The sequence below is a fragment of the Nitrospira sp. genome, from assembly GCA_029194665.1.
Classification (GTDB): domain Bacteria; phylum Nitrospirota; class Nitrospiria; order Nitrospirales; family Nitrospiraceae; genus Nitrospira_D.
Map to the genome: position 1 here is coordinate 675,232 of JARFXO010000001.1, position 23,487 is coordinate 698,718.

At 56.2% G+C, this 23,487-nt stretch carries 22 protein-coding genes; 12 read left to right on the forward strand and 10 right to left on the reverse strand.

Annotation, left to right across the window (positions count from 1 at the left end; translation table 11 throughout):
• Positions 1-116: 116 nt before the first annotated feature.
• Positions 117-752, reverse strand: coding sequence for a sigma-70 family RNA polymerase sigma factor (locus P0119_03215; GenBank protein MDF0665066.1), 636 nt, complete (start codon positions 750-752; stop codon positions 117-119).
• Positions 753-1,277: 525 nt separating this feature from the next.
• Between P0119_03215 and P0119_03220 the strand changes: the two genes are divergently transcribed.
• Complete coding sequence (locus P0119_03220; protein MDF0665067.1) at positions 1,278-1,580, forward strand: hypothetical protein; 303 nt, start codon at positions 1,278-1,280, stop codon at positions 1,578-1,580.
• Positions 1,581-1,598: 18 nt separating this feature from the next.
• Here P0119_03220 and P0119_03225 read toward each other — a convergent pair whose 3' ends face one another.
• The 3 genes from P0119_03225 to tdh form a co-directional block, all read right to left on the reverse strand.
• Positions 1,599-2,522, reverse strand: coding sequence for a HaeII family restriction endonuclease (locus tag P0119_03225; protein MDF0665068.1), 924 nt, complete (start codon positions 2,520-2,522; stop codon positions 1,599-1,601).
• Between the two features lie 169 nt (positions 2,523-2,691).
• Entirely contained in the window at positions 2,692-3,882 is a 1,191-nt protein-coding gene (locus P0119_03230; GenBank protein MDF0665069.1) for a glycine C-acetyltransferase, read from the reverse strand.
• Between the two features lie 77 nt (positions 3,883-3,959).
• Positions 3,960-4,994: an L-threonine 3-dehydrogenase gene (gene tdh / locus P0119_03235; protein MDF0665070.1), complete on the reverse strand. Its 1,035-nt coding sequence runs from the start codon at positions 4,992-4,994 to the stop codon at positions 3,960-3,962.
• Positions 4,995-5,157: 163 nt separating this feature from the next.
• Here tdh and P0119_03240 point away from each other — a divergent pair, with 163 nt between their 5' ends.
• Together P0119_03240 and P0119_03245 are read left to right on the forward strand one after the other, a co-directional pair.
• Positions 5,158-5,772, forward strand: a complete 615-nt coding sequence (locus P0119_03240; GenBank protein MDF0665071.1) for a YceI family protein — start codon at positions 5,158-5,160, stop codon at positions 5,770-5,772.
• Between the two features lie 51 nt (positions 5,773-5,823).
• Complete coding sequence (locus P0119_03245; protein MDF0665072.1) at positions 5,824-6,822, forward strand: zinc-dependent alcohol dehydrogenase family protein; 999 nt, start codon at positions 5,824-5,826, stop codon at positions 6,820-6,822.
• A gap of 172 nt (positions 6,823-6,994) precedes the next feature.
• Here P0119_03245 and P0119_03250 read toward each other — a convergent pair whose 3' ends face one another.
• Positions 6,995-7,216 (reverse strand): hypothetical protein, encoded by a 222-nt coding sequence (locus P0119_03250; GenBank protein ID MDF0665073.1) that lies wholly within the window; start codon positions 7,214-7,216, stop codon positions 6,995-6,997.
• 206 nt (positions 7,217-7,422) lie between these two features.
• Between P0119_03250 and P0119_03255 the strand changes: the two genes are divergently transcribed.
• The gene (locus P0119_03255; protein ID MDF0665074.1) at positions 7,423-8,241 is read left to right on the forward strand and encodes a hypothetical protein; all 819 of its coding nucleotides are present in this window, start codon (positions 7,423-7,425) and stop codon (positions 8,239-8,241) included.
• A 50-nt stretch (positions 8,242-8,291) separates the two neighbouring features.
• Here the strand turns inward: P0119_03255 and P0119_03260 are convergent, their stop codons facing one another.
• Positions 8,292-9,557: an NAD(P)/FAD-dependent oxidoreductase gene (locus tag P0119_03260; protein MDF0665075.1), complete on the reverse strand. Its 1,266-nt coding sequence runs from the start codon at positions 9,555-9,557 to the stop codon at positions 8,292-8,294.
• 253 nt (positions 9,558-9,810) lie between these two features.
• Between P0119_03260 and P0119_03265 the strand changes: the two genes are divergently transcribed.
• A complete protein-coding gene (locus tag P0119_03265) occupies positions 9,811-9,966 on the forward strand; it encodes a hypothetical protein (GenBank protein MDF0665076.1) in 156 nt (51 codons plus the stop codon).
• Between the two features lie 70 nt (positions 9,967-10,036).
• Here the strand turns inward: P0119_03265 and xth are convergent, their stop codons facing one another.
• Entirely contained in the window at positions 10,037-10,810 is a 774-nt protein-coding gene (gene xth, locus P0119_03270; protein MDF0665077.1) for an exodeoxyribonuclease III, read from the reverse strand.
• A gap of 313 nt (positions 10,811-11,123) precedes the next feature.
• Here xth and P0119_03275 point away from each other — a divergent pair, with 313 nt between their 5' ends.
• Positions 11,124-12,581: a catalase gene (locus P0119_03275; GenBank protein MDF0665078.1), complete on the forward strand. Its 1,458-nt coding sequence runs from the start codon at positions 11,124-11,126 to the stop codon at positions 12,579-12,581.
• 340 nt (positions 12,582-12,921) lie between these two features.
• Complete coding sequence (locus tag P0119_03280; protein ID MDF0665079.1) at positions 12,922-13,971, forward strand: cytochrome c peroxidase; 1,050 nt, start codon at positions 12,922-12,924, stop codon at positions 13,969-13,971.
• Positions 13,972-14,064: 93 nt separating this feature from the next.
• On the opposite strand, the gene P0119_03285 is transcribed toward P0119_03280, so the two are convergent.
• Entirely contained in the window at positions 14,065-14,904 is an 840-nt protein-coding gene (locus P0119_03285; GenBank protein MDF0665080.1) for a mechanosensitive ion channel, read from the reverse strand.
• Positions 14,905-14,907: 3 nt separating this feature from the next.
• Positions 14,908-15,354: a hypothetical protein gene (locus P0119_03290; GenBank protein ID MDF0665081.1), complete on the reverse strand. Its 447-nt coding sequence runs from the start codon at positions 15,352-15,354 to the stop codon at positions 14,908-14,910.
• Between the two features lie 166 nt (positions 15,355-15,520).
• On the opposite strand from P0119_03290, the gene P0119_03295 reads away from it, so the two are divergent.
• Positions 15,521-16,492, forward strand: a complete 972-nt coding sequence (locus tag P0119_03295) for a formylglycine-generating enzyme family protein (protein ID MDF0665082.1) — start codon at positions 15,521-15,523, stop codon at positions 16,490-16,492.
• A 562-nt stretch (positions 16,493-17,054) separates the two neighbouring features.
• Here the strand turns inward: P0119_03295 and P0119_03300 are convergent.
• Positions 17,055-17,744 (reverse strand): glycerophosphodiester phosphodiesterase family protein, encoded by a 690-nt coding sequence (locus P0119_03300; GenBank protein ID MDF0665083.1) that lies wholly within the window; start codon positions 17,742-17,744, stop codon positions 17,055-17,057.
• On the opposite strand from P0119_03300, the gene P0119_03305 reads away from it, so the two are divergent.
• The 4 genes from P0119_03305 to P0119_03320 all read left to right on the forward strand — a co-directional run bounded on the left by P0119_03305 (position 17,725) and on the right by P0119_03320 (position 23,287).
• Positions 17,725-18,765, forward strand: coding sequence for a hypothetical protein (locus tag P0119_03305; GenBank protein MDF0665084.1), 1,041 nt, complete (start codon positions 17,725-17,727; stop codon positions 18,763-18,765). The two genes, P0119_03300 and P0119_03305, sit on opposite strands and share 20 nt — an antisense overlap.
• A gap of 467 nt (positions 18,766-19,232) precedes the next feature.
• Positions 19,233-19,979, forward strand: a complete 747-nt coding sequence (locus P0119_03310; GenBank protein ID MDF0665085.1) for a hypothetical protein — start codon at positions 19,233-19,235, stop codon at positions 19,977-19,979.
• Between the two features lie 201 nt (positions 19,980-20,180).
• On the forward strand, positions 20,181-21,821 hold the full coding sequence (locus tag P0119_03315; GenBank protein ID MDF0665086.1) for a toll/interleukin-1 receptor domain-containing protein: 1,641 nt from the start codon (positions 20,181-20,183) through the stop codon (positions 21,819-21,821).
• Positions 21,818-23,287 carry an SUMF1/EgtB/PvdO family nonheme iron enzyme gene (locus P0119_03320; GenBank protein ID MDF0665087.1) on the forward strand — a complete coding sequence of 490 codons (1,470 nt, stop codon included), beginning with the start codon at positions 21,818-21,820 and terminating at the stop codon, positions 23,285-23,287. The genes P0119_03315 and P0119_03320 overlap by 4 nt, the downstream gene beginning before the upstream one ends.
• The last annotated feature ends 200 nt before the right edge of the window (positions 23,288-23,487 follow it).

The window sequence follows — 23,487 nt, forward strand, 5'->3', positions numbered from 1 at the left end:
ATAGGCGGACAACCGGCGAAGGATACGCAGACACCGGCTTTTCCCATGAGGATGTCGGTGCTGAGTCATTGACGAATGCCGCTGCCGCTTGGAAGCGCTACGTTTTACCATGTGGTTCAGTTTCTCCGCCACCCAAGCGGGTCATGGTCGCTGGACGCTTCGCCGAGGCCTCGTGCGCTGAGTTGGCGGCGCACGAACAGTCGAGCCCGGTGTAAGCGTGATTTCACCGCTCGTTCGTTCAAGCCCATGATGGATCCGACCTCCTTGGCGCTTAACCCTTCCATGTCACGAAGCACCAAGACCATTTTATACTTCTTCGGCAACTGGTTGATTGCGCCATCGAGAGCTTGCCGCAATTGTTTATTTTGAAGCGCGGCTTCAGGGCTAAGTCCGTCGATCGGAATCTGCAAGCGGAATTCACCGTCCGACGTGGGAATGAATTCATCGAGCGACAACTCGCGCTCCGGGGCTCCTTTCCGTCTGCGCCGCATGCGTAGGCACGCCCGCGAGGCGATGGTATAGAGCCACGTTGAAATCTGAGCATCACCACGAAATCTGTCGAGGCCCAGATAGGCCTTCAAAAAGGTCTCCTGTACCAAATCTTTTGCCGACTCCGGTTCGCCGCACAGACGATGCGCGAAGCGATACATGAGGTCGACGTGATCCTTGTACAGCCTATCAAAATTCTTGGCCGATTGTGGCGCACTCGAGGACGAGGTCGGCGACTGGCGAGTGGTGGGTGAGGCGCCCATATATGGCGCAGTCTACGAGGGGATTAAAAAGAGAGTCAAGATGATGAAAGCGGCATTATTGTATCGATTGTCTGATCCCAGATACAGCCAGATACAATTTGACCCACAAAGTTTGACCAAGCTATCCTTTCACGATGCCAGCCCGACAACAACCTGCGTTGCGGCCGAGCAAGAGATACGGCGCGGCCGAGCTGTTCGGGCATTCGCTTGTCGGCATCGATCCCAAAGAGCTACGAAGATTGTCGTCGGCCGATAACCGGGCGATCTCCTGCCCTTTTAAGCCGGATCATGCCAGCTGCCACAAGAAAGGTGGAGTTTGCTCTTTGACCCTTTACGAGAGGGGCACGGATGGAACCGTCTCCATTTCACAGTCTCCAGTCACGACATGCCCGAGTCGGTTTCTTGAGGGAAATGCAGTATTCAAGTGGGTCAGCGAGACCTTACAGGATTCAGCCGAAGCCAGCATCGGCAATGAAGCGTCATTGCTCCTCATTACTGTCCAAAATAGCCGGAGGGAGATCAAGAATGAAACGAGATCATGAGTTACGGCGCGTCCGTCGTCTTCAGAAGGAAATTGACTCAATCCGCCGCCAGCTAGGGCTTAGCTCTCCAGGTGCAGTAGTTTACTCATCACCGCTTCGCTCGCTGGAAGACGAAGTCGTCGTAGTTGAAGCTGATGGAATGGGTGGTGCGACAACCTGCATAATCGAGGGAAACTATCCCATTGACTTCATCACGAAGTACGAAGAACGCTTTCCGTCTGAAGAAAAGGCCGTTCGTAAAGCTGAGAGCTTGGTGGTTCACGAAAAGTTTCGTAAGGTGGAATGACGTGATGGATTTCCCCTCTCAAGATATTCGGCTCGAGTACTCTCGTCGAAATTCTTCGTAAACAATTCGTAAAACCTTCTGCCTGTCTTCTTGTTCATCAAAGTTCGAGGCAAGTTTCACGACATCCTCTTTTTTAAGCAACTGGACCTTCATATCGACCAAGTATTTCTTTACTTCCTTTGAGACATCGTCAATAACCAGAACCACATTGCCGTTCTGAATCCGTTCGTTGTCGAAGTTGCGCTTTAGTTCACCATATATCTGTGCAGCTTCGAGTTCTGTGTGGATGCGAAGTTTCTTGACTTGATAAACCACGCCAAAGTTGGTTGAGAGATCAACTCCTTGATCGTGGGCGGCAGTGCGTGTGTCCCGATAGATCTTGCACGCAAATTTTTCCAGATGAACCTTCAATACGGCGAAACTAAAAACCTCAAAATTGGCCGGTGTTTTGCTGATCTGCTCCTGGATTAAGTTCAGGAAGCGGGGCATATCAGATGCCAGTGCTGTACGAGTTTCCAAGTCGTGAAGCGACGGAACAACTCCAAGGCGGCTTTGTATGTGTCGCTCTATTCTTAACGGGATCCAATCTAAGATGGCTTTTGCGACGTCTGTGTAGGGAGCCAATAGCTTGTATCTCAGATGCCCGACTGACTTCAGGACTCTATAGCGGGACATTCGGTTTCCATAAGCGTCGTAGTATTTCCCTCCGATATATACGTCATGGCCGAGAAATTCTTTCAGCTCTTTAACAGCTGCCTTGTAGGCCACTTCGATTTCAGAATCAGTGAAAAGCTGCTTGCCTGTGGTGAGAAACTCCCGTAGCAAGCCGCTGGTTATAACCGGCATTATGGCTTTTGTCTGAGAGTTCGTAAGCATGCGTTCGATCTCATCTTTACAGAAAACGATAGCATCAACCGACCCTCTTGTTGATTTCCTGGCCATAGCTCAACGAGCAAACACGATCCCCGTGATATTGCGCGACATTCAAGTGGGGTCGAGAATACCGTGATGAGGGAATAGAGATCAAACCAGAAGAGTCTTGGTGTGGGACTAGGGTCGGAAAATGATATCCCGACGCCTCAGTGCTGGAGGGACCGGAAGGCACGAGTTGCTAATAGATCACACCGAGAGCCCGGCCCACCTTTGCAAACGCCGCCACGGTTTGTTGCAACTGATCCCTTGTATGGGCTGCCGACATTTGAGTGCGGATCCTTGCCTGTCCTTGCGGCACCACCGGATAGCTGAATCCGACGACGTAGACCCCTTCTTTCAGTAAGGCCTCCGCCATGGAGGTCGCAAGGGCGGCATCACCCAACATCACGGGAATGATGGGATGTTCGCCAGGGACAAGCCTGAAGCCAAGTCTGGTCAATTCAGCCCGGAAGAAGACGGCATTCTCCCGAAGCTGCTTCCTGAGATGATCGCCCTGTCTCACGAGTTCGAGTGCACACAAGGCTCCAGCCGCGATGGGCGGAGGAAGCGAGTTGGAAAACAGGTAGGGGCGCGACCGTTGACGCAGCAGCTCGATTACCTCGGCCTTGCCGGATGTAAACCCGCCGGTCGCACCACCAACCGCTTTCCCCAGGGTGCTCGTCACGAGCTCAATTCGATCAGCCACCCGGAAATGAGCCGGAGTACCCCTGCCCTGAGGACCCAGAACCCCAGTCGCATGGCTGTCATCGACCACTACCGCCGCGTCGTACCGTTCTGCCAGCTCGACGATCCGATCCAGTTTGGCTGGATCACCATCCATGGAGAACACTCCATCGGTTGCAATCAGACGCAGCCGGCATCCGCCTGCTGCCTGAAGCTGCCCTTCGAGGTCCGCCATGTCGGAATGGGCGTATCGGAATCGCTTGGCCTTGCAGAGTCTGATGCCGTCAATCAGGCTGGCATGGTTCAAGGCATCGCTGATGACGGCATCAGACTCATCCAACAACACCTCGAACAATCCCCCGTTGGCATCGAAGCAGGAGCTGTACAAGATTGAGTCCTCGGTGCCGAGAAACTCACTGATAGCCTGCTCCAGCTGTTTGTGCAAATCCTGCGTGCCGCAAATAAACCGCACGGAGGCCATGCCATATCCATGCGTTTCCAATCCCTTTGTGGCAGCCTGCACGATAGCCGGGTGATTCGCCAGCCCTAGATAATTGTTTGCGCAGAGATTGAGAACCTGGCCTTGCGCGACTCGGATGTCGGAGCCCTGGGGGCTCAACAATTGGCGTTCGGACTTGTACAGACCGTGGGATCTGATATCGGCGAGCTGAGCTGCAAGGGTCTTCTTGAATGACGAGTAGGCCATGGCCAAAACAGGACTGAGAGTTGAGTGAGGACCACCCTTCTGTTCTCCCAGTCCTCAGTTCTCGTACATCAGCCCTACTATGGAATCAAGACAACTTTGCCGCACTGCCCTGACTGAATCAACTCAAAGCCCGTCGCAAACTCGCGCAGCGGGAATGAATGTGTGATCACCGGTCGAATATCGAGACCTGCTTTGAAGAGACCAGCCAACCGGTACCAGGTTCCGAACAATCGCCGCCCGGTGATCCCATAGACACGGATGCCCTTAAAAATAACTTCGTTCGGCAGATCAAAGCAAACGGGACCGGTCGGGATGCCGAACAAGGTGACTCGTCCACCGTTCTTCACCGCGCGAAAGGCTTGATGCATGGCCGTAGGGTCTCCCGACATTTCCAGCGCGGCATCGACTCTCTCACCACCGGTCATCTCAAGGATGGCCGCCGCCACTTGCTCCGGGGACTCGGCTCTCACGTTGAGGACGTGATCCGCTCCAACCTGCTTCGCCAGGCCAAGCCGATAGTCGCTGACATCGGACGCGATAATGATCGCAGCACCGGCGGTGCGTGCGACAGCGGCGGCAAATAGACCGGTCGGGCCACAGCCCGTGATCAATACGGTATGCCCGGTCAGGTCTTCAGCAAGGGCGGCATCAACGGCGTTGCCAAGCGGTTCCTGGACACAGGCCAACTCCCGAGGAATTTCGGGAGCCGTGTGCCACAAAACTCCCTCGGGCAGCGCGACATACTGAGCGTAAGACCCATCACGATCGATCCCGAGGATCTTGTAATTTTTACACACATGCGCCTGTCCAGTGCGGCACTGAAAGCAGGCTCCACAGGTCAGGTGTGATTCGGCGGCGACATAGTCACCGACCTTGACCAGAGACACCTCGCGACCGACCTCTACGACGTGGCCGCACAATTCATGGCCGATGATGCGTGGCGGGCGAATCCGTCGTTGTGCCCATTCGTCCCACTGATAGATATGGACGTCGGTTCCACATAACGAGGTCGCGGCGACCTTCACCACAGCGTCGTGTGGCCCCGGGATTGGATCCGCCCAATCGGTGAGGGTTAAACCAGGCTCAGCAATAGTCTTGATGAGTGCTTGCATGAACTCATTCTATACCACCTCAATCAGTTGACACCCGTGTTTCGACGAAACAAACGGGTTGCACGGGCTTCCTGGCGATGGGTAGGATGGCCGGACTCATCGTGATGATGGGGCGAAGTATCGGTTCATACAAGTAGGCATGGAGATGGCGAAAGGTGATGCGATGAAAATCTGGTCCAACTGGTTGCAGGGAATCGTCATGGCGGGGCTTCTGGTGGGATGCTTCCCGCTGGGCGTCGGGGCGGAAACGGTTCGTTGGGACATTGATCCCGATCACTCGATCATTGAGTTTCGCGTGGCCCACATGGTGGTGTCCAAAACGTCGGGGCGCTTCCTGTCCTATCGTGGATTTGTTGATCTGGACGCTGACGCGAAAACCTTCAAGACAATCGAAGCCACGATCAATGCTGAATCGATCAACACGAACCAAGAGAAACGTGACGCGCATCTGCGCAACCCCGACTTCTTGGACGTCAAACAATTCCCGACGATCACGTACAAGATGAAAAATTATCAGAAAGAGGGAGATAGGTATAAGGTTGTCGGCGACCTGACTCTGCGCGGCGTGACCAAAGAGGTCGCGCTCATCGGCACGTTCAATGGCGTCGCCAAGGATCCCTGGGGCAATACCAGGGCTGGATTCACCGCCGAGGGAACATTGAATCGCAAGGACTTCGGCATGATCTGGAACAAGACGCTGGATAACGGCGGGTTAGTCGTCGGAGACGACGTCCAGATCCGCCTGGACATCGAATGCATCAAAGCGAAAAATCCGTGAGAGATTACGACAGCAGAATCTTTCGACCCGACATTCATAACCTGAGTGACTATGAAAGCGATGGTTCTCGACCATACCGAAGACGTTTCCACTGGTCCTCTACGACTTCACGACTGGCCGATACCTGTCCCACAGGCGGGTCAGGTCCTCGTCAAGATTCATGTTTGCGGCGTCTGTCGCACGGATCTCCATGTGGTGGAAGGAGAACTACCCGATATTCCCTCCCCATTAATTCCAGGCCATCAAGCAGTCGGCACTGTGACGCAAGTCGGATCGGAGGCTGCTGAGATCAAGGAAGGGGATCGCGTCGGGATTGCCTGGCTTCAGGGGACATGCGGACAGTGCGAATTCTGTACAAACGGGCGGGAAAATCTTTGCGTACAAGCGAAGTTCACCGGCTACCAGGTCGATGGAGGGTATGCCGAATATGCGGTCGTGCCCGCACGATTCGCCTACCCAATCCCACCGATCTTTCCCGACGAAGAAGCCGCTCCGCTGTTATGTGCCGGCATCATCGGCTATCGGGCGCTACGGCTCAGCGGCATCAAGCCGGGGCAACGTCTCGGGCTCTATGGATTTGGAGCATCGGCGCACATTGCCATCCAGATCGCGCGCCAGTGGGGTTGTCAAGTCTATGTGAGCTCGCTCAAGCGGGAGCATCAGGAATTGGCAAGACAACTGGGAGCAGTCTGGGTCGGCGGGGCGATGGAGATGCCGCCGGATAAGCTGCACGGATCGATCATCTTTGCACCGGCCGGTGAACTGGTGCCTCCGGCCTTGAGAGCACTCGACCGAGGCGGGACATTGGCATTGGCCGGCATCCACATGTCACCGATTCCTTTGCTGGACTACGATCGTGAGGTGTTCGGAGAGCGGGTGATCCGCAGCGTGACAGCCAACACGAGACAGGACGGAGTCGATTTGTTGCGCGAAGCAGCAGCTATTCCTATCAAACCACATACGGTCCGTTTTCCCCTTGAACAAGCCAACCGTGCATTACAAGAACTGAAAGCCGGAACCTTTCAAGGCGCAGCGGTCCTCACGATGTGATATTGGCAGGCGCCATTCCTGATTCACTGCTCCACTCACTCGCGGCTGACCCGCGTCCTCGCCAATTCCAGCGGCGTGCCGATTATGTGTTCGAGATCGAGTCCGTATCGGAGGGTAGATGTTATCGAGCCGTACGCATGAGCACAGAAAAGGTTCGGGACAGTACCATGGCCTAGTCCTTCCGGATAGCGGCAAGGAGTCCCGCGGCGCCCAGAAGCCCGCCCAGGATGATCAGAAACGACGCGGTGTCAGGCAGGCCGGCTTCCTGCGGAGGCGGCCAATCGACGAAAAGGCCCATCGCAATGAGGACGGCACCGAGCGCTTGCATAACTTTCCAGCGGATCGAAGTCCGTCGATCTGTCTCGTGAGGGGCTTCTGACTTCTTTTCCGGCATAGATTCCCAGCGAGTCCGACAACCTTAGCATGGCGGCTTGAAGGGACGACGGTCAAGGTTCGGTCATTCGTTGAGGCGAGGTTCCTGCGGCCGATGGCCCAGCGTTGGATGGGTGGCTCTGCATCTTTCCAAAGCGCCACGCCTTGCCGTTTGATCCTCGGTTTTTCTAGAATGAATCTGCTCAAAAATGAGTCAGCGAGGATTCTGTGAATATCCTGAAGCGATCGTGGGACTGGTTCTGGCGGCAAAGCCTGCTCAGCAAGGTTGCCCTCGTTGGGCTGTTTGCAGCTTTCGTCCCATTCGTCCTCCCGACGATAGTGTCCTGGTTCAGGCCGACCATGATTCACGTCGGCGTGGCCTTCTACACGTATGAACGGGGAGTCCAACCACAGGGAATGAATACGCTCTATTTCTTCGAAAGGCGCAATCTGGTATCCAATTGCAGCATCCGTCGTGAGGAGCAATCTGTCCCGAGTGGTCGCGCGATGGCACCCGATCCGCAAGCCTGGGTGCTCATTAAGCTGTTGCTCGAAAACGTATCCGATCGCGACATCACGCATCTTCGGGTTGGTGTGAGATCACCCGCCATTAATCAGGCGACGCAGCTGGTGACTGCCCCAACCTTGGTCGCCACGGGCAACAAGGAGGCCCCACCTGATGTCAAGCCCCTGTATGTCATCTCGATCTCGACGGTTCCTGGTTCGAGCTCGGTGGTGGTCAGTCTAAAGACTCCCATCGACGATTATTTGCGCGAGTTCATCTATGACAAGCGACGCCCCGTCACCATTCAAGTCCCCTATGTCTCGGCGGATCAATTCAGACAGTACCCCCCGATCGTCTCACGCACGAACGCGGTCAAGATGTTGAATCGTGAAGGGGTGTTGCGCAGCGACGACGAGGCCTTCGCCGCTGAAAAACTCCAGGTGACGATGTTGCCGCCCAATGAGTCGAAGGAGCAAGAGGTGTCGTATCAAGTCCTTTCTCGGGCCAAAGCCTGCTCGGAAGCAGAAGCGGGTGTATGGTGATCTTCGACTCAGGAGTCGGAGTCAAAGGCGGGAACGAGGCCCCCTCTCGATCATGGGCTGTGAAGCGGAACCTTCGCGGCCAGTAGGCTCCTCGCCGCCGACTGACCGGCCAGCCAGCCTGTCGTCCAAGCCCACTGAAAATTGAACCCGCCGATGCGGCCGTCGCAATCGAGCAGCTCCCCGATCAGATAGAGCCCGGAAACCAGCTTCGACTCCATGGTGCGATAGTTGATTTCTTCCAACGGCACGCCGCCTGCCGTGACTTCCGCAAAATTCCATCCACGGTCCCGCTCGATCGGAAAACGAAACCTTGCCAGGCTGCTCAGTACCTGCTCTCGGTCGCGACGCACGACCTGAGCCACTAGTTTCTGCGGGTCGCATGAACAATGGCGGCAGAGAGATTCGGCAAGTCCTTCCGGGACCAGCATCGACAGTATTCGTGTCAGCGAACGCCTGGGATGTTCAGCCGCTCGGGCGACAAACCACTCCTTCAATTCGTCCGATGTCCTGCCTGGAACAAAGTTGCCGTAAAGATCAACGTGTGCGCCTCGATTCGTCGACAAGGTCCAGAAGCGGCTGGCGTCCATGACCACGGGCCCGCTGATCCCAAAATGGGTCCAGAGTAGGCTACCGGTCCGTCGATCGACTGCTCTACCATCCACCACGCTGGTCAGCTCCACCTCATGCGAGAGGCCTGAGAGCGTTGCGTGAAACATGGAACGATCGAGCATCAGAGGGACGAGAGCCGGCACTGTCGGCGTCACGCGATGACCGAGGCTACGAGCCAGTTGATATCCGAATCCATCGCTGCCGGTCCTCGGCAACGACCGGCCGCCTGTGGCGAGCACGACCCGGGATGCCTGTGTCAGGGCATGATTGTCCTGCACCAGAAATCCTGCGCGTGATGCTGAGATCTCGGTTACCCGATGGTTCGGACGGATGATGACGCCCGCATGCCGAGCACGAGCAACCAATGCGGTGAGGACGGTTCGCGCGTCGTCCGTGGTGGGAAACAACTTGCCCGTCGATTCACGCTTTAAGTCGACACCGAGCGAAGCAAACCACGCGATGGTCCGTTCGAGTGAAAACGTCGCAAGAATATTTCGGATAATGTTTTGATTGCCGAAGAAATCTTTTGGGGTGATCACCTCGTGCGTGACATTACACCGCCCGCCGCCCGAGACCAGAATTTTGGCTCCTATCTGCTTGGCTCCATCCAGCAAGAGCACCCGTCCAGGGTTTCCGGCTCTTGCGAGAGTCTCCGCCGTAACGATTGCACCAGTCAGTCCTGCAGCGCCGGCTCCCACGACAGCCACGTTAACCACCTCGTCAGTCATCATCTTCACGGGGAACGTCGTGTCATCGCGAATCGGAGTTCGCCTGCGATTCCGTTCGGATCGAGGTGAGGAGAGATCTTATGCCAGAGTGCGCGGAGGAGGACGAAAAGTACTGTCGGCCACATAACCATAATCAGGCGGGGTTAGAGATTTCTAACTAACGGTTAACATGTCATTAATCTTGGAATGTTAGATACTGTCCGTAGTCAATATCGGCGAGGAGGAATGCCACATGACCTGTGTCAAATGCAAAGGGTTGATGATCTGCGAGCGTCAACCGTCCGCGTCATCCAGTACGATCATTCTCCGTTGTCTCAATTGCGGCCTGATCATTGATCCCTTGATTCAGCTGAATCGCTACAACCAGATGCGAGCCAAGGCCGCCTAGGAGACGAATCTTGGCCGGACCGGAGGCCGTGGAACCTATGGTGCTGTCGGATTGGGCGTCGCGTGCGTGGTCAGATCGAAAACTCGGCCCACAAAAAGGTATGGTCTGAAGGCTCTTTCGCTCGCCGCGGCTCGACGTCCACATCCGCCTTTACACACTTTGCCGCCAGCGGTGCCGTCGCCATCATATGATCGATGCGCCATCCTTTGTTCGCTTCCAGCGAGCTCGGCGCACGGTAGTCCCAGAATGTATATTGTTGACGTGTCGGGTACAGCTTCACAAAGACATCCTGAAATCCCCAGGCGACCGTCTGTTCATAAGCTTTGCGGGCGGCCTCATGATAGCAGACATGGTTCAGATGTTTCTCCGGACTATGGACATCCATGGGGCGTGGGGCCACGTTCATATCTCCGCACCAGATTGCCGGGGATTGTGGTGAAAGATGGGCATTGAAGTAATTGCGTAGTCGCTCATACCAGGCAAGCTTGTATGCATATTTCGGCGAATCGATTTCGAACCCTTGCGGAACGTAGGTATTAATGATGGGAATTCCATCGATGAGGACTCTCAGCAAGCGAGAGTCTTCAGGGTCTCCTCCATCGTCGAATCCGTAGACAACTGCTTCCGGTTTCTTCCGGCTGAGAATCGCCACCCCGTTATAGGATTTCATTCCTCGAAAGGTCGTCTCATACCCGCTGGGTGCCAGGGCGAGCAGTGGAAACTCGCTGTCCTGGACCTTGGTTTCTTGGAGGCACAGGACATCCGGTCGATGCCGATCAAGCCACTCGAGCACGATCGGCAAACGTTTGCGCAAGGAATTGACGTTGAACGTCGCGATTTTCATTCTCACCACACTCCTATAGAATCGGCGCATCCTAACAAAAGCCGTCCCAGGCAACAAGCGGCGGGGACCTGTTGAGTCACATACGTTACTCTGTCACCATCTTGAGGCCTGGCACATTCAACGTATGAATGGCGTCCTGGATTACGTCGACGACCAGGCGCCTGTGCTGACATTTCGATTTTGCCTGTCGATTGAATCGTAAACATGAGTCTTGATCTTCCGGTGGGAGTGTGTGGTAGATCGAAAGGCTATCCGGGAGAACGTATTGTGAACGTGCATGCAGTGATCCACATCAGAGAAGGAGGGTGACATCATGAGTGATGAGAAAAAGCTGACCACGAACGCCGGCTGCCCAGTTTCCGAGAATCAAAACGTGATGACGGCCGGGCCGCGGGGTCCACAATTGTTGCAGGATGTTTGGTTCCTGGAGAAGCTGGCCCATTTCGACCGCGAGGTGATCCCCGAGCGCCGCATGCACGCCAAGGGATCCGGCGCGTACGGCACGTTTACGGTCACGCACGATATCACGAAGTACACCAGCGCGAAGATCTTCGGTCAGGTCGGCAGGAAGACCGAGCTGTTCGCCCGCTTCACCACAGTAGCGGGTGAGCGAGGCGCCGCCGACGCCGAGCGTGACATTCGGGGTTTTGCGGTGAAGTTTTACACCGAGGAAGGCAATTGGGATTTGGTCGGCAACAACACGCCGGTGTTCTTCTTGCGTGACCCACTCAAATTCCCGGACTTGAATCACGCGGTCAAACGAGATCCACGTACGAACCTGCGCAGTGCGAAAAACAACTGGGATTTTTGGACCTCGCTGCCCGAGGCTCTGCATCAAATCACGATTGTCATGAGTGATCGCGGTATTCCGGCGACGTACCGCCACATGCACGGGTTCGGCAGTCACACATTTAGCTTCATCAACGCGAAGCGCGAGCGCCACTGGGTCAAGTTCCACTTTAAGTGTCAGCAGGGCATCAAGAATCTGACCGATGCCGAATCTGAGGCAGTGATCGGCAGGGACCGCGAGAGTCACCAGCGTGACCTGTACGACGCCATCGAACGCGGCGACTACCCCAAGTGGAGACTCTATGTACAAATCATGTCGGAGAAGGATGCGGCGAAGGTCCCTTATAACCCGTTCGACCTCACCAAGGTCTGGCCACACAGGGATTATCCATTGATCGACGTGGGCGTCATGGAGCTCAATCGCAACCCGGAGAACTTTTTCGCCGAGGTCGAACAATCAGCGTTCAACCCGGCGAATGTTGTGCCAGGCATCGGCTTTTCACCGGACAAGATGCTGCAGGGGCGCCTGTTCAGTTATGGCGACGCCCAGCGCTATCGCCTCGGCGTCAATCACCACCTCATACCGGTAAATGCTCCTCGCTGCCCCGCGCACAGCTACCACCGCGACGGTGCCATGCGTGTAGACGGCAACCACGGTAGCACGCTCGGCTACGAGCCCAACAGCTCCGGCGAATGGAAGGAGCAACCGGATTTCCGCGAGCCGCCTCTGTCGCTCGAAGGCGCTGCCGACCACTGGAACCACCGAGAAGACCAGGACTATTACTCGCAGCCCGGCGCGTTGTTCCGTTTAATGACGACGGCACAACAGAAATTGCTGTTCGAAAACACTGCTCGTTCAATAGGTGCAGCGCCACGGGAAATCCAAATTCGGCACATCCGCCACTGCCTGAAAGCCGATCCGGCTTACGGCAAAGGCGTTGCTGACGCGTTGGGTATCGCGCTGACTGATGTGTCTGCCTAGATAGGGGATGCCTAAATTGTTGGAGATCGATGCGAGCGGAAAAGCGAGGATGTCATCGAGAGCATGGGGTCTGGAGGACCTGAATCTTCTTGTGCGTCCTGTGGATCAGGCCGTGATAACCGTCTCGACAATTGAGTCCATAGCATGAGTCGTGATATGACAAGCCCGGCCGTGGACCGGATCGGGTGGATGCTCCGCAGCCAGCTGGAATGATCTGAGAGAGCTGGTAGTTTCCGCGCATCGTCGGTCCACCTGAGAAGGATCCAGAGATCATGAATGATGAAGCGGTGAGTTCCCAGAGGGAGTCACAGATATAGCCTGTAGAAGGGAGGAGATGAAGATGAAGAGGCGGAAGCTGACGAAGTCGATGCCCGTGCCTGTGTGTCTGGTGTTGGGACTGTTGGGGTTCTCTTTCGGTCAAGCACAAGCGGAGGACTACAAGCTCAAGATTCCCTTCGGCCTCGAAGAGACGGCTGTGGTCATTCCTGCCGACAATCCGTTGACGAAGGAGAAGGTCGAGTTAGGCCGGTTGCTGTTTTTTGACAAGCGGTTATCGCAGGACAACACCATTGCCTGCGCAAATTGCCATATCGCGAAATTTGCATTTACGGACGGCAAGCCGGTTGCCACCGGCATCCGAGGCCAGAAGGGTGGGCGCAGCGCGCCGGTGTCCTTCAACCGGCTGTTCAGCAGCGCACAATTTTGGGACGGCCGGGCGGCGACATTGGAAGCTCAATCGGTCGGTCCGTTTATCAATCCGATCGAGCACGGCTTTGCCAACCACGATGTGATGAATGCGAAGCTGATGAAAATCCCGGGGTACCGGAAGCTCTTCAAACAAGTCTTCGGCGATGACACCATCACGACGGAGAGGGTGGGCATGGCCGTTGCCAGCTTCCAGCGCACCGTTCTGTCCGGTAACAGCCCGGCGGACCGGTTCGATCAGGGAGGGGAAGCGGGGGCCATTCCAGAAGCAGCTCAGAAGGGCCTCATCCTGTTTCGTGATAAGGCACGTTGCACCAAGTGCCACTCCGGGTTCAATTTCACCGACGAAAAGTTTCACAACCTCGGCATCGGCTGGGACGACAATAAAGTAGACCTTGGCCGTTACATGGTCACTCAGAACCCTGAGGAACTTGGCGCATTTAAGACCCCGACCTTGCGGGAGATCGCTCGAAGCGCTCCATACATGCACGACGGGCGCTTCAAGACGCTCGAAGAAGTCGTCAGTTTCTACAATAAGGGCGGTGTCAAGAATCCCCACCAGGACAATCTCATTATTCCGCTGGATCTGACGGAACAGGAAAAACATGACCTGGTGGAGTTTCTCCGTACGCTCAACGGCGAAGGGTGGCAACATATCACGGCGCCGAAGGCATTTCCGAAGTAAGCCGTTGATTTGATCGCACGAGGTCATCAGAGGGCTTCCTTCGTCAACGAAGGGAGCCCTCGGCCTTTGTCGGGTTGAAACTCTATGAGCCGGTCAGTTGACTGTGGTCGATCCGATGAGATACCGACGCAGGATTGCTTGCTCGATACGGGAGCGTCCTCGATCCGGAGCTGGGAATCGGAGCACCAGATGGATCTTTCCGGATTCGGGCAGTTGGATCGTGATGCGCGGTTCCGGAGAAGGCGCTTCCAGTAAATTGGTCTTCTCGAGCAGCTTCATCTGCCGCACAGCTTCTTCCATAAACGGCGCACATTCGGTTTTCGCGGCTTCCAGCAAGCTCCGCTCCTCTCGTTGCCAATGCTCGTCGTTCTTGATGGGCACCACGACTGTGTAGAGTCCGTATTCCTGCTCAGGGTTTTCTTTGATCAATGGGTTCGTGAACAACAGGCTGTTGGGAAAAATCGTCACACGGCCGGTATAGAGATGAGCGGATTGGCCGGGACCGATCTCCAGGAGTTTCGTTGCAAAGACATCGTGATCCAGCACGATTCCGCGATGGCCTGCGATTTGGATTCGATCACCGACGGCATAGACCTTGCCGCCCACTCGAAGCGCCGCGCCGCTCCAGCAGAGGAGCAGCTCTTTCGTCGCCAAAACGAACGCCGCAGCCAATGCGACGAGTGAAACGGCAAAGACTTGCAGTTCGTGAGCCCAGATGATCGCGAGACCGATGAGAAATGCGAAGACGACCGAGTTTCGGGTCGTGACGACCCAGCGGCGTTTCGACTCCATCGAGAGCGTCGGATTGTGAGCGATCCAACGCACGATCAACGATCTGACGACGATCAACGTCAGCAAGAGGATCAACGACTTCAATCCGTCCAATGCGACGGAGCTGTCGATTCCAAACCACTCGATTTGGGACGCCATCATCCTCTAGTTGACGGTCAGTGTTTCGCGGGTACCAGGAACGCACTCCTCACGTTTCCAGGTCTTGAGGATTTTGTCCTCGGAGAACGTCAATGTGTACCGATAGCAATACAACGTACGTTTGGCGCTCTCTCCTCCCTTGCCCATCAAGCTGGTGACCGAGTTGGAAGCGTCGGCGATGACCGAGGTATTCCACGGGGTGAGGTCCTGGTCGCCGAGCGCGAACCGATAGGTCCAGAGACTATCCCCGCCGAGAGCCGGGGTCTTCGCCGTGTGTGGGGGACCCAGTCGCTCCCGAATATCCTCCTGTGTCAGCCGACCAACCCCTTCCTTGAAATAGGTATCTCGCCAGGGAGCGCCACAGCCGGAAACGCCGATGGTCAGAACGGCAAGAAGGGCACCGGCAACAAGTGGAAGGCGCTTATAGATGGAGGAAAAAATCGAGACCGACATCCTGACGCCTACGCTACACCGGACGATCGGTAAGTGCAACTCTAGACACAATCACCCGCCATCATGTTCGACGGACTGCCGTCGTCGAGCCGCAGCGGTGTTGGGTCGAGGTGGGCTGGATTTGACCAGACGTTTTCGGTACCTTATTATCGGCTGAGACCAAGGCATGGATGTCCAACGAATTTTTACCGCATGTATGGCCGGTCTCGTGACCCTCTCGCTACAGGCAGGGTCTGCAGCGGCGACCGAAAACCGGGCAGCTAAACCCGAGTCTGTTCCACCAACCTCCCTCCGATCAGATCCTCCTCCCCTGCCGGCGAAACCACCTGGTTCCAACGGCGATCACAAGGTTGGAGAGAAGAGCAAGTCGCCGACCAACGGTGGCGCTCCGTATCAGGTGACTGCGGCCTCTTCCGACGTCATGGGGAAAGATGGTGCGCCGATGGTGCTGGTACCGGCCGGTGAGTTTGTGATGGGAAGCGATAAGGGTGATGAGGATGAAGCCCCTGTGCATCGTGTCTATCTCAATGCGTTCTACATGGACAAATTCGAGGTGACGAACGGGCGATTCGCCAAGTACGTCGAGGCCATCCAGAGCGAACCACCATGGGGATTCACGGACAAGGACACGCCCCTGATCCATGCGGAACATCCTGTCCGCTGGGTGAACTGGATGGATGCGATGGGGTACTGCCTCTGGGTAGGCAAGCGACTTCCCACAGAAGCCGAATGGGAAAAGGCTGCGCGTGGAACCGACGAACGAGTCTATCCATGGGGCAATGATCCACCGACTCCGGTGCATGCGGTCTATGGGCTCAAGGAAGGCGGCGCGGAGACCGTATCGGTCATCGGCGATCACCACATGGGGCAAAGTCCGTACGGTGTGCAGGATCTGGCGGGGAATCTCTACGAATGGGTGATGGACTGGTATGCCGAGGACTTTTATTCCAGCTTTATCAACGGCCCCGCCGTCAATCCGCGTGGTCCCGGAGAGGGGACGGTAAAGGTTCAGCGGGGTGGATCGTACCTCAATACCCCGTATCGGCTGCGGTCGTCGTTTCGCACCAAGAGTGATCCAACCGAGCAAGATCCGAATGTGGGCTTCCGCTGTGCCCAGGATGTTCAGAAGCAACCGTAGGAGGCTGGTCGGCATCTGTTATGCCTTATGCATCGGCTCCCAGAAAAGCGCGACGTGGCTCTTGACAAGATCTCCTAATGGGCGTAGGGAGAGAAGCCTGCGGCCCATCTATCAATCGAAGGTCGAGAGATCGGGTAGTACGCGCGGCTGCCATCCAGGTCTCTCGGTAACTTCATCGCGAGAGGAGGGTGGAGATGGACGACACGACGCCACCTGGCCCATCAGGCCCACCGGTGCAAGGGTGGGTTTCTTGTCGGTCATGCTGACCAGTTCTCCGCCGGCTGTGCCGGATCGGCACGGAGAGCCCTCATAATGCAGGGTGAAAGCCATTCTTGAGCGGAGAAACCATCGGTAGCAAGAGGAACACAGGCACCCGGGATTGACGAGGTCTCCCCCGACTGGAAACCGTGGACCACCGGAAGTATCGCGTGGGTCTTGAGGGCCGCGACAACAGACATACTAGAAATATTTGCGGCGTCCTAAGCGCCAAATCGCGGGCGACCCCCCACCGTAGTGCAAGGTCGCCCGCGCTGTTTCTAAATCCTTCCCTCTTTGTCCCTGTTCAAATGCGATCCGGGAAGTTCGAAATAATCCCATCCACGCCGAGCGTTTTCATCTCCTTGATCTTGGCAGGCTTATTGACGGTGTAGACGAACACAGTCAGCCCCGCCTTGTGGAAGGCCTTCACCCGACGTTTCGTAACAGTATTGAAACGGAGGCCTACGTGCGTGGCTTGCAGCCTGATGGCTTGTGCGACAGGGGCTTTGGAAAACCACTTGAAGAGGACCAACGTGTCGGCCTGCGGATCAATGTTTCGTACCTGTTGAAGTTCATCATGCAGGAATGAGGCATAGATAACCGAGCGGTCCTGGCCACTGGCGCGGACCATGGCACAGACATCATTGGCTAACCCTTTGGTCTTCAGCTCCAGAATCAATCCAATTCGTCCCTTGGCGGCCCTGAGAGCTTCCTCCAGCAGCGGAACCATCTGACCGTTACCGGCATCCAGCTTTCGAATATCTGAAAGAGTCAGGTCAGAAACCCGCCCGCGACCGTTCGTCGTGCGGTCTACCCGCTCGTCATGCAGGAGGACCAGTTCATCGTCGGAAGTTCGTTGGATATCCACTTCAGTAAAGGCGCATCGGAGTGCAATCGCTTGCTCGATGGAGGCCAGTGTATTTTCCGCTGCATACCCGCAGGCGCCGCGGTGGCCGATGCGGAGAATCTTTTGGTTGGGGCTTTCATTTGCCATGGCTCTGTCCTACCATATCGCGGTGGCCAAACAGAAAGCGAAAAAACCGCCGCTACCCAAAGGGGTGAGACGGCGTCGGAAGCCGACCGGGGCTTCAACCGGTTTGGCGGCCGGGGAGCTCCAAGCGGCTGCACCGCCTGGGACAGTGGCCGAGTTGCATCAGGCGGTCGAACAGGATAGCGGGAAGGTCCTCTCGATCTATCGCGAACCTTACGGAGGACATTGGTTGGTGCTTGCCGCCTTGCCGATCGAGCTGGTCGAGCCGACACCCTATCAACGCAATATCTCTGACATGCATGTTCGCAAGTTGGAAGCGGTCATCGGAAAAATCGGTCGCTTTCTCGACCCCATCATCACCGTGAGAATCGCAAAACCCGATCATGAAGCGAAGTACTGGACACCGAACGGCAACCATCGTCTGTCCGCCATGAGGACCCTGGGGGCGAAGAGCATCATCGCGATCGTGGTTCCAGAAGCGGCTGCCGCCTATCAGATTCTCGCGCTGAATACGGAGAAAGCGCACAACCTGCGCGAAAAGGCGCTGGAAGTGATCCGGATGTACCGGGAGTTGGCACAACTCGATCACGCAACGGAAGATGCCTATGTCTTGGAGTTCGAGGAGCCGGCGCTGATTACGCTGGGGCTCTGTTACGAAGAACGGCCTCGCTTCAGTGGCGGCGCCTACCATCCGGTGCTGAAGCGGGTGGATGAATTTCAGAAGGAACGGCTGCAGGCAGCTTTGAGCCTTCGCCAGCAGCGGGCGAAGACCGTCCTGGCGCTGGATGATCTCATCGTCAAACAAGTCGAGGCCCTCAAAGCCAAGGGGCTGACCAGTCCCTATCTCAAAAGCTTCGTCGTGGCCCGGGTGAATCCCATTCGCTTTCGTCCCAAAGATGCGCCGCCCTTGTCGTTCGACGACGCGCTCGATCGCATGACCCAGGCTGCGCAGAAGTTCAATCCGGATAAAATCAAGATGGACGATCTGGCGAAGTCAGGCGGCGCGCCGGACGAGAGTGAGTAGGGCTACCGATCAGAAACACCGGCAGAAGGCCCGGTATCCTAGGTCGTTGCTGGTGAAAACTCCCATCACGTACCCTGATGCTGGTACTGTGGCTGATCACCATTCCTGAGGCTTATGGAATGTCCCCTTCGAATCAACCATGCTATATTTTGTACCACTTATCCCCCCTGAGCCTTCGGGCCAGGGTGCGAGGCCAGTTTCCGCAAGGGGCTGGCCTCAGTGTTTTTACCCTCTTTTAACCAAATCCAGCCATTTTTCCTGTAGGCTCCAGAACGGTGGAGCGTTATCAATCTCGTCCATCATAGCGCAGCCGGTGTCCGCCACGAAGGTCCAGATCCGATTTCGTCTCATTCAATGAGCGCGGTTCATGGATTCCTCGCTAGACTCACTTACGTAGCTGGATTATACTCCTTGCGAATTTGGAATCGTCACACAATCGATTCGTGCCTATTCTCTTAGGCGCTGCGATGACTCGCATAGTCCTGCGGAATATCCTCGTGCTGGCCTGGCTGATGGCCCCCCTGCCTCTTTGGGCCGATGCCAACCTGGAGTACCAAGACCGTGGCGACCGCTCCGAGGGACAAAAACCAAAGCCGGTCTCAGGCTATGACATCGAAGTCATTTCCGTTCTGGCCGACTACCAGGAGCCCGCAACGCAACTGCCCGATCAACTCCGGATCGGATTCTATCTCCGGAGCCAGACGCCAGTTCATCTCACCGTTCGGGAGCTGGATTATCGGCTCTACTATTGGCTCGACAAGGTAAAACCAGCGAAAGGATGGCAAGCCAAGTCGATCAATGAGTTCACCTGGCCGACAGGGGCGGTGCTGCGACAGTTGGATCAAAAGCTCAACCCCTATGAGTTGGGCGTATTGATACGCCTCGGAAAGGGAACACCGACCGACAACGAAGAGATCGCCCCGGCGATCTTCTATCATGTACAGCCTCCCGACAAGATCGGCGGGTACCTGTTCACCATGAAGACCAACGGGGATGCGCGGCTTTCCTGCAAGGTCTTTCGAGGCAGAGAGCAGGCCGAGCTCATGACGCAAGTGTTCCGCAGACTTCCCGGAGGGCGGCCGTTCACCGTACGGTGGGACGCGGGAGGCGTGCCGGAAGGCCAGTATTCTCTCGTCTGCGACGGCTATTTTCTCGATACCAACCAGCCTCTACGACAAACCGTGTGGTTCTTTCACAAGCCGACTGTGCGGTAGCGGGCGATGCAGGCCTAGTGTTGTGTCCCAGAAGTTCTTATTGGCGTCCGTTCGCCCTGAGCTCGTCGAAGGGTGTGCGGTTTCAGGCAGTTCCGTTCATGCGGTTCGACCGAGCTCACCGCAGGGTTCGACTGGCCTGCCCTGAGCTGGGCGAAGGGCTCACCACGAACGTATTGCGGGATGCAATCGTAGGTAGCGGCCATGAGCGACATCTTCATCAGCTACTCCAGCAAAGATCGCCCCTGGGTCGAACGATTCGCGAAGACATTAGAGGCGCACGGCTGGTCGGTCTGGTGGGATCGCAACATACCCACCGGTGGATCCTTCAACGCTGTGATCAGACGGGAGCTTGGGACCGCCAAATGCGCGATCGTCGTGTGGTCTGAACAGTCCGTCGAGTCCGAGTGGGTCCAAGCGGAAGCTGCCGAAGCTAAGAAACAAGACAAGTATCTCCCCGTCAAGATTAATCAGAGTGATATTCCACTTGGCTTTACCCAGCGGACCTTTCAATCCCTGGTGGATTGGGAAGCCGGCGTCGAGCATGCCGGGTTCTCCCAGTTGCTCAAGGATATTGAACGACTCGTCAAGCGTCCACCGACGCAAGTTGAGTTCGGCCCTACGCCTTGGTGGAAACGCGTTCATCCCATCTGGCTTGTTGGTTCCCCGGCCATCATGGCGGCAGTGGTCGTGGTCGGACTGATGCTGTGGCCTGTGTCTGCGCATGTCCGAATAGACCTCACAACGGAGCGCATCGAGTTCGAGGTCGGTGCCAAGGAATCACAGGATTCCTTTACGCTTGCGGGGATGGTTGCGGACTCAGTCGGGATCGAGAACTTCGAGGCGATCACGTTTGCGCCTTCAACGGTTGAGGTGGCGGACCCCTCTCAATATCAATTTGAGGAAGATACATATCCGGACAAAGCGTGGCGACAGCTGGCCCTCGCCGATTCCGAAGTCGCAATAGTTGCGAATCATCAGGCACGACGTTCACGAGTGGTGCTTGAAGAAACAAGCGCCAGCAAACGAGAGCCGGTTAAGCTGGATTCCATCGAGGTGAAGTCAAAGTCGCGAGTCTCACTCGAAACGCGAGAGAAGGAAAAGAGAGAGAAAAAAGAGGAGAGAGACAAAAAGGATACGAAGGTGAAGACTGAGAAGAGAGAGGGTGTCACGATCAGAGTCGCTGGGCAGAACGAGTCCATCCTGCGTCCAGGCCGACAGTTCACCTTCATCGCAGATCATGTGGAGATACACGGACTCAAAGGCTTGCCCTTTAATCAAGATGATGAGTTGACCTATCGTATCACGTTGCCGGACCAGCGATCTCGCGTCATGGTCAAGGCGGGGTCAGATGAACTGGTCTTATTACCGACATTCGCGTTAGGGCAATCGGCGCACCAGGTGTTTGGAGGTATCCCTGTTACCACGGTCGATTTCACCCGACAAGCCAGCGAGGCCGACGGTGGTAGGCAAACTCTCGTCAAAGGTGGCGCGCGGATCAGCGCGTTGACCGGCGATGGGACGATTACCTTTCCAGGTTACGAACATCTCCTTGGTACGGTCTCGATTAAGCAGGACGAAGCCGTTGGATTGGAGCATCTCGACGGATTCACCATTCAGGAGCTCAGCCTGACGGCCAATGAGACCGGTATGCGTCTAGTGGGTGAAGGCATGGCCAAGGAGATCCGCACGAGGTCCGGCCAGGTTCCGATCCAGAAGCACAGCCTGACCGCACTGGACGCCTTATGGCATAATGCGCGGCTCGCGGTGTTTCTGACGATTATTGTCACGGTGTTTACGACCAGTCTCGGGGCCTATCGGCTGTGGAAGGAGTTTAAGCGATGATGGTCCGTGCAGTGTTCGCAGCATGTATCGTGCTCATCGGGTTCACTCATGTGGAGTTGGTTAGTGCGGAGGATATCGCGCGGCTCCAGGCTGGGGTGGTCAAGGTTACTGCCAAACCACCACAAGGAACGACAAACGTCGGCACTGGGTTCATTGTTCGTGTGGACAAGGATGCGGCCTATATCGTGACGGCGGCTCATGTGGTGGCCGGAGACCAACAACCCAAAGTGGAATTCTTCACCAAGCGAAACATGCCGGTGATGGCTGAGGTGCTGGGGTTGGAAGGTGATGATGAGGTGAGAGGCTTGGCGTTGTTGGTCGTAAAGGGAGCGGAGAATATTCCGAAAGGTCTTACCTCGTTGTCGCTTGTCGGAGCTGCGCGACTGACGGGCGGCGAAGATATCCTGGTGATTGGCTTCCCTCGCAATGCTGGGCCTTGGGCGATCGTGAAAGGCAATATCTCATCGCGGCAAGGGCGAGACATCTTCTTTTCTCCTTCCGTCGAGTCAGGCCATTCCGGTGGGCCGATCTTTCAAGGCGGGAAGGTTGTTGGTGTCGTCGGTTCGGGAGGCCAGTCAGTTGGGCGAGGGGTTACTGTCGGAAGTGTCGAGGATTATCTTGAGGGCTTTGGGATCACAGCGCAAGAAAGCGCAGGCAGCTCGTCCGCATCCACGACTCCTGCACCCTCACCACCACCGCCCGCAGCCACGGCCAAACCGGAGGTACAGTCCATAACACTGGCACGCGAGATCACCGGCAAGGACGGTGCGCCGATGGTGCTCATTCCGGCTGGGGAATTCTGGATGGGCTCACCGGACAGCGAAGGGAGGAAAGACGAACACCCGCGTCATCAGATCTATCTGGACGGGTTTTACATGGACAAGTTCGAAGTGACGGTTGCGAGATATACCGAATTCGTGCGGGCGAAGAACAGGCCGAAACCTGGCTATTGGGATCAGGTGGACAGCAGCAAGCATTGGAATCTTCCGGTCGTGGGGGTCAATTGGGATGATGCAAAAGCCTATTGCGAGTGGGCTGGGAAACGATTACCTACAGAGGCGGAGTGGGAGAAGGCTGCTCGGGGAACGGATGGACGAACATACTCATGGGGTAATGAAGGACCGACAGCAAGGTTGGCCAACTTTGCGAAAGGTCTCACGACGCGCGCCTATAAGGAAGGCCTTGCACCGGTTGACAGCTACGAAGCGGGCAACAGTCCGTATGGACTCCACCATATGGCTGGCAACGTCTGGGAGTGGACGGCGGACTGGTATGACGAGACCTATTACATCAAGAGTCCGGCACGCAATCCGACCGGGCCTGCGAGCGGCCTATTTCGTGTGGTCCGCGGTGGGTCCTGGAGCTATGAACCGGACGTCCTACGGTCCGCCTACCGGCACAAGGATTTACCGACGAGCCGGTCCGACTCTATCGGGTTCCGGTGCGCCCAGGACGTTCCGAAGTAACCTTTACACTTTGACTCTATTTCCTTTTCTCCGGTCTTCGCTCTTGGTTTCTCGGCACGAGACATTGAGTGTCAGTCGAGAATTCTCATGACGGGGGAAGAGACCGGTAGCCTTCCAGTCGCCGTCACGAAAGCTAAGATCCAGGGCTCTTTTCATCGGCCGGGCGGAGAATTGCAAGGATGAATAGGCTGATCTATTCT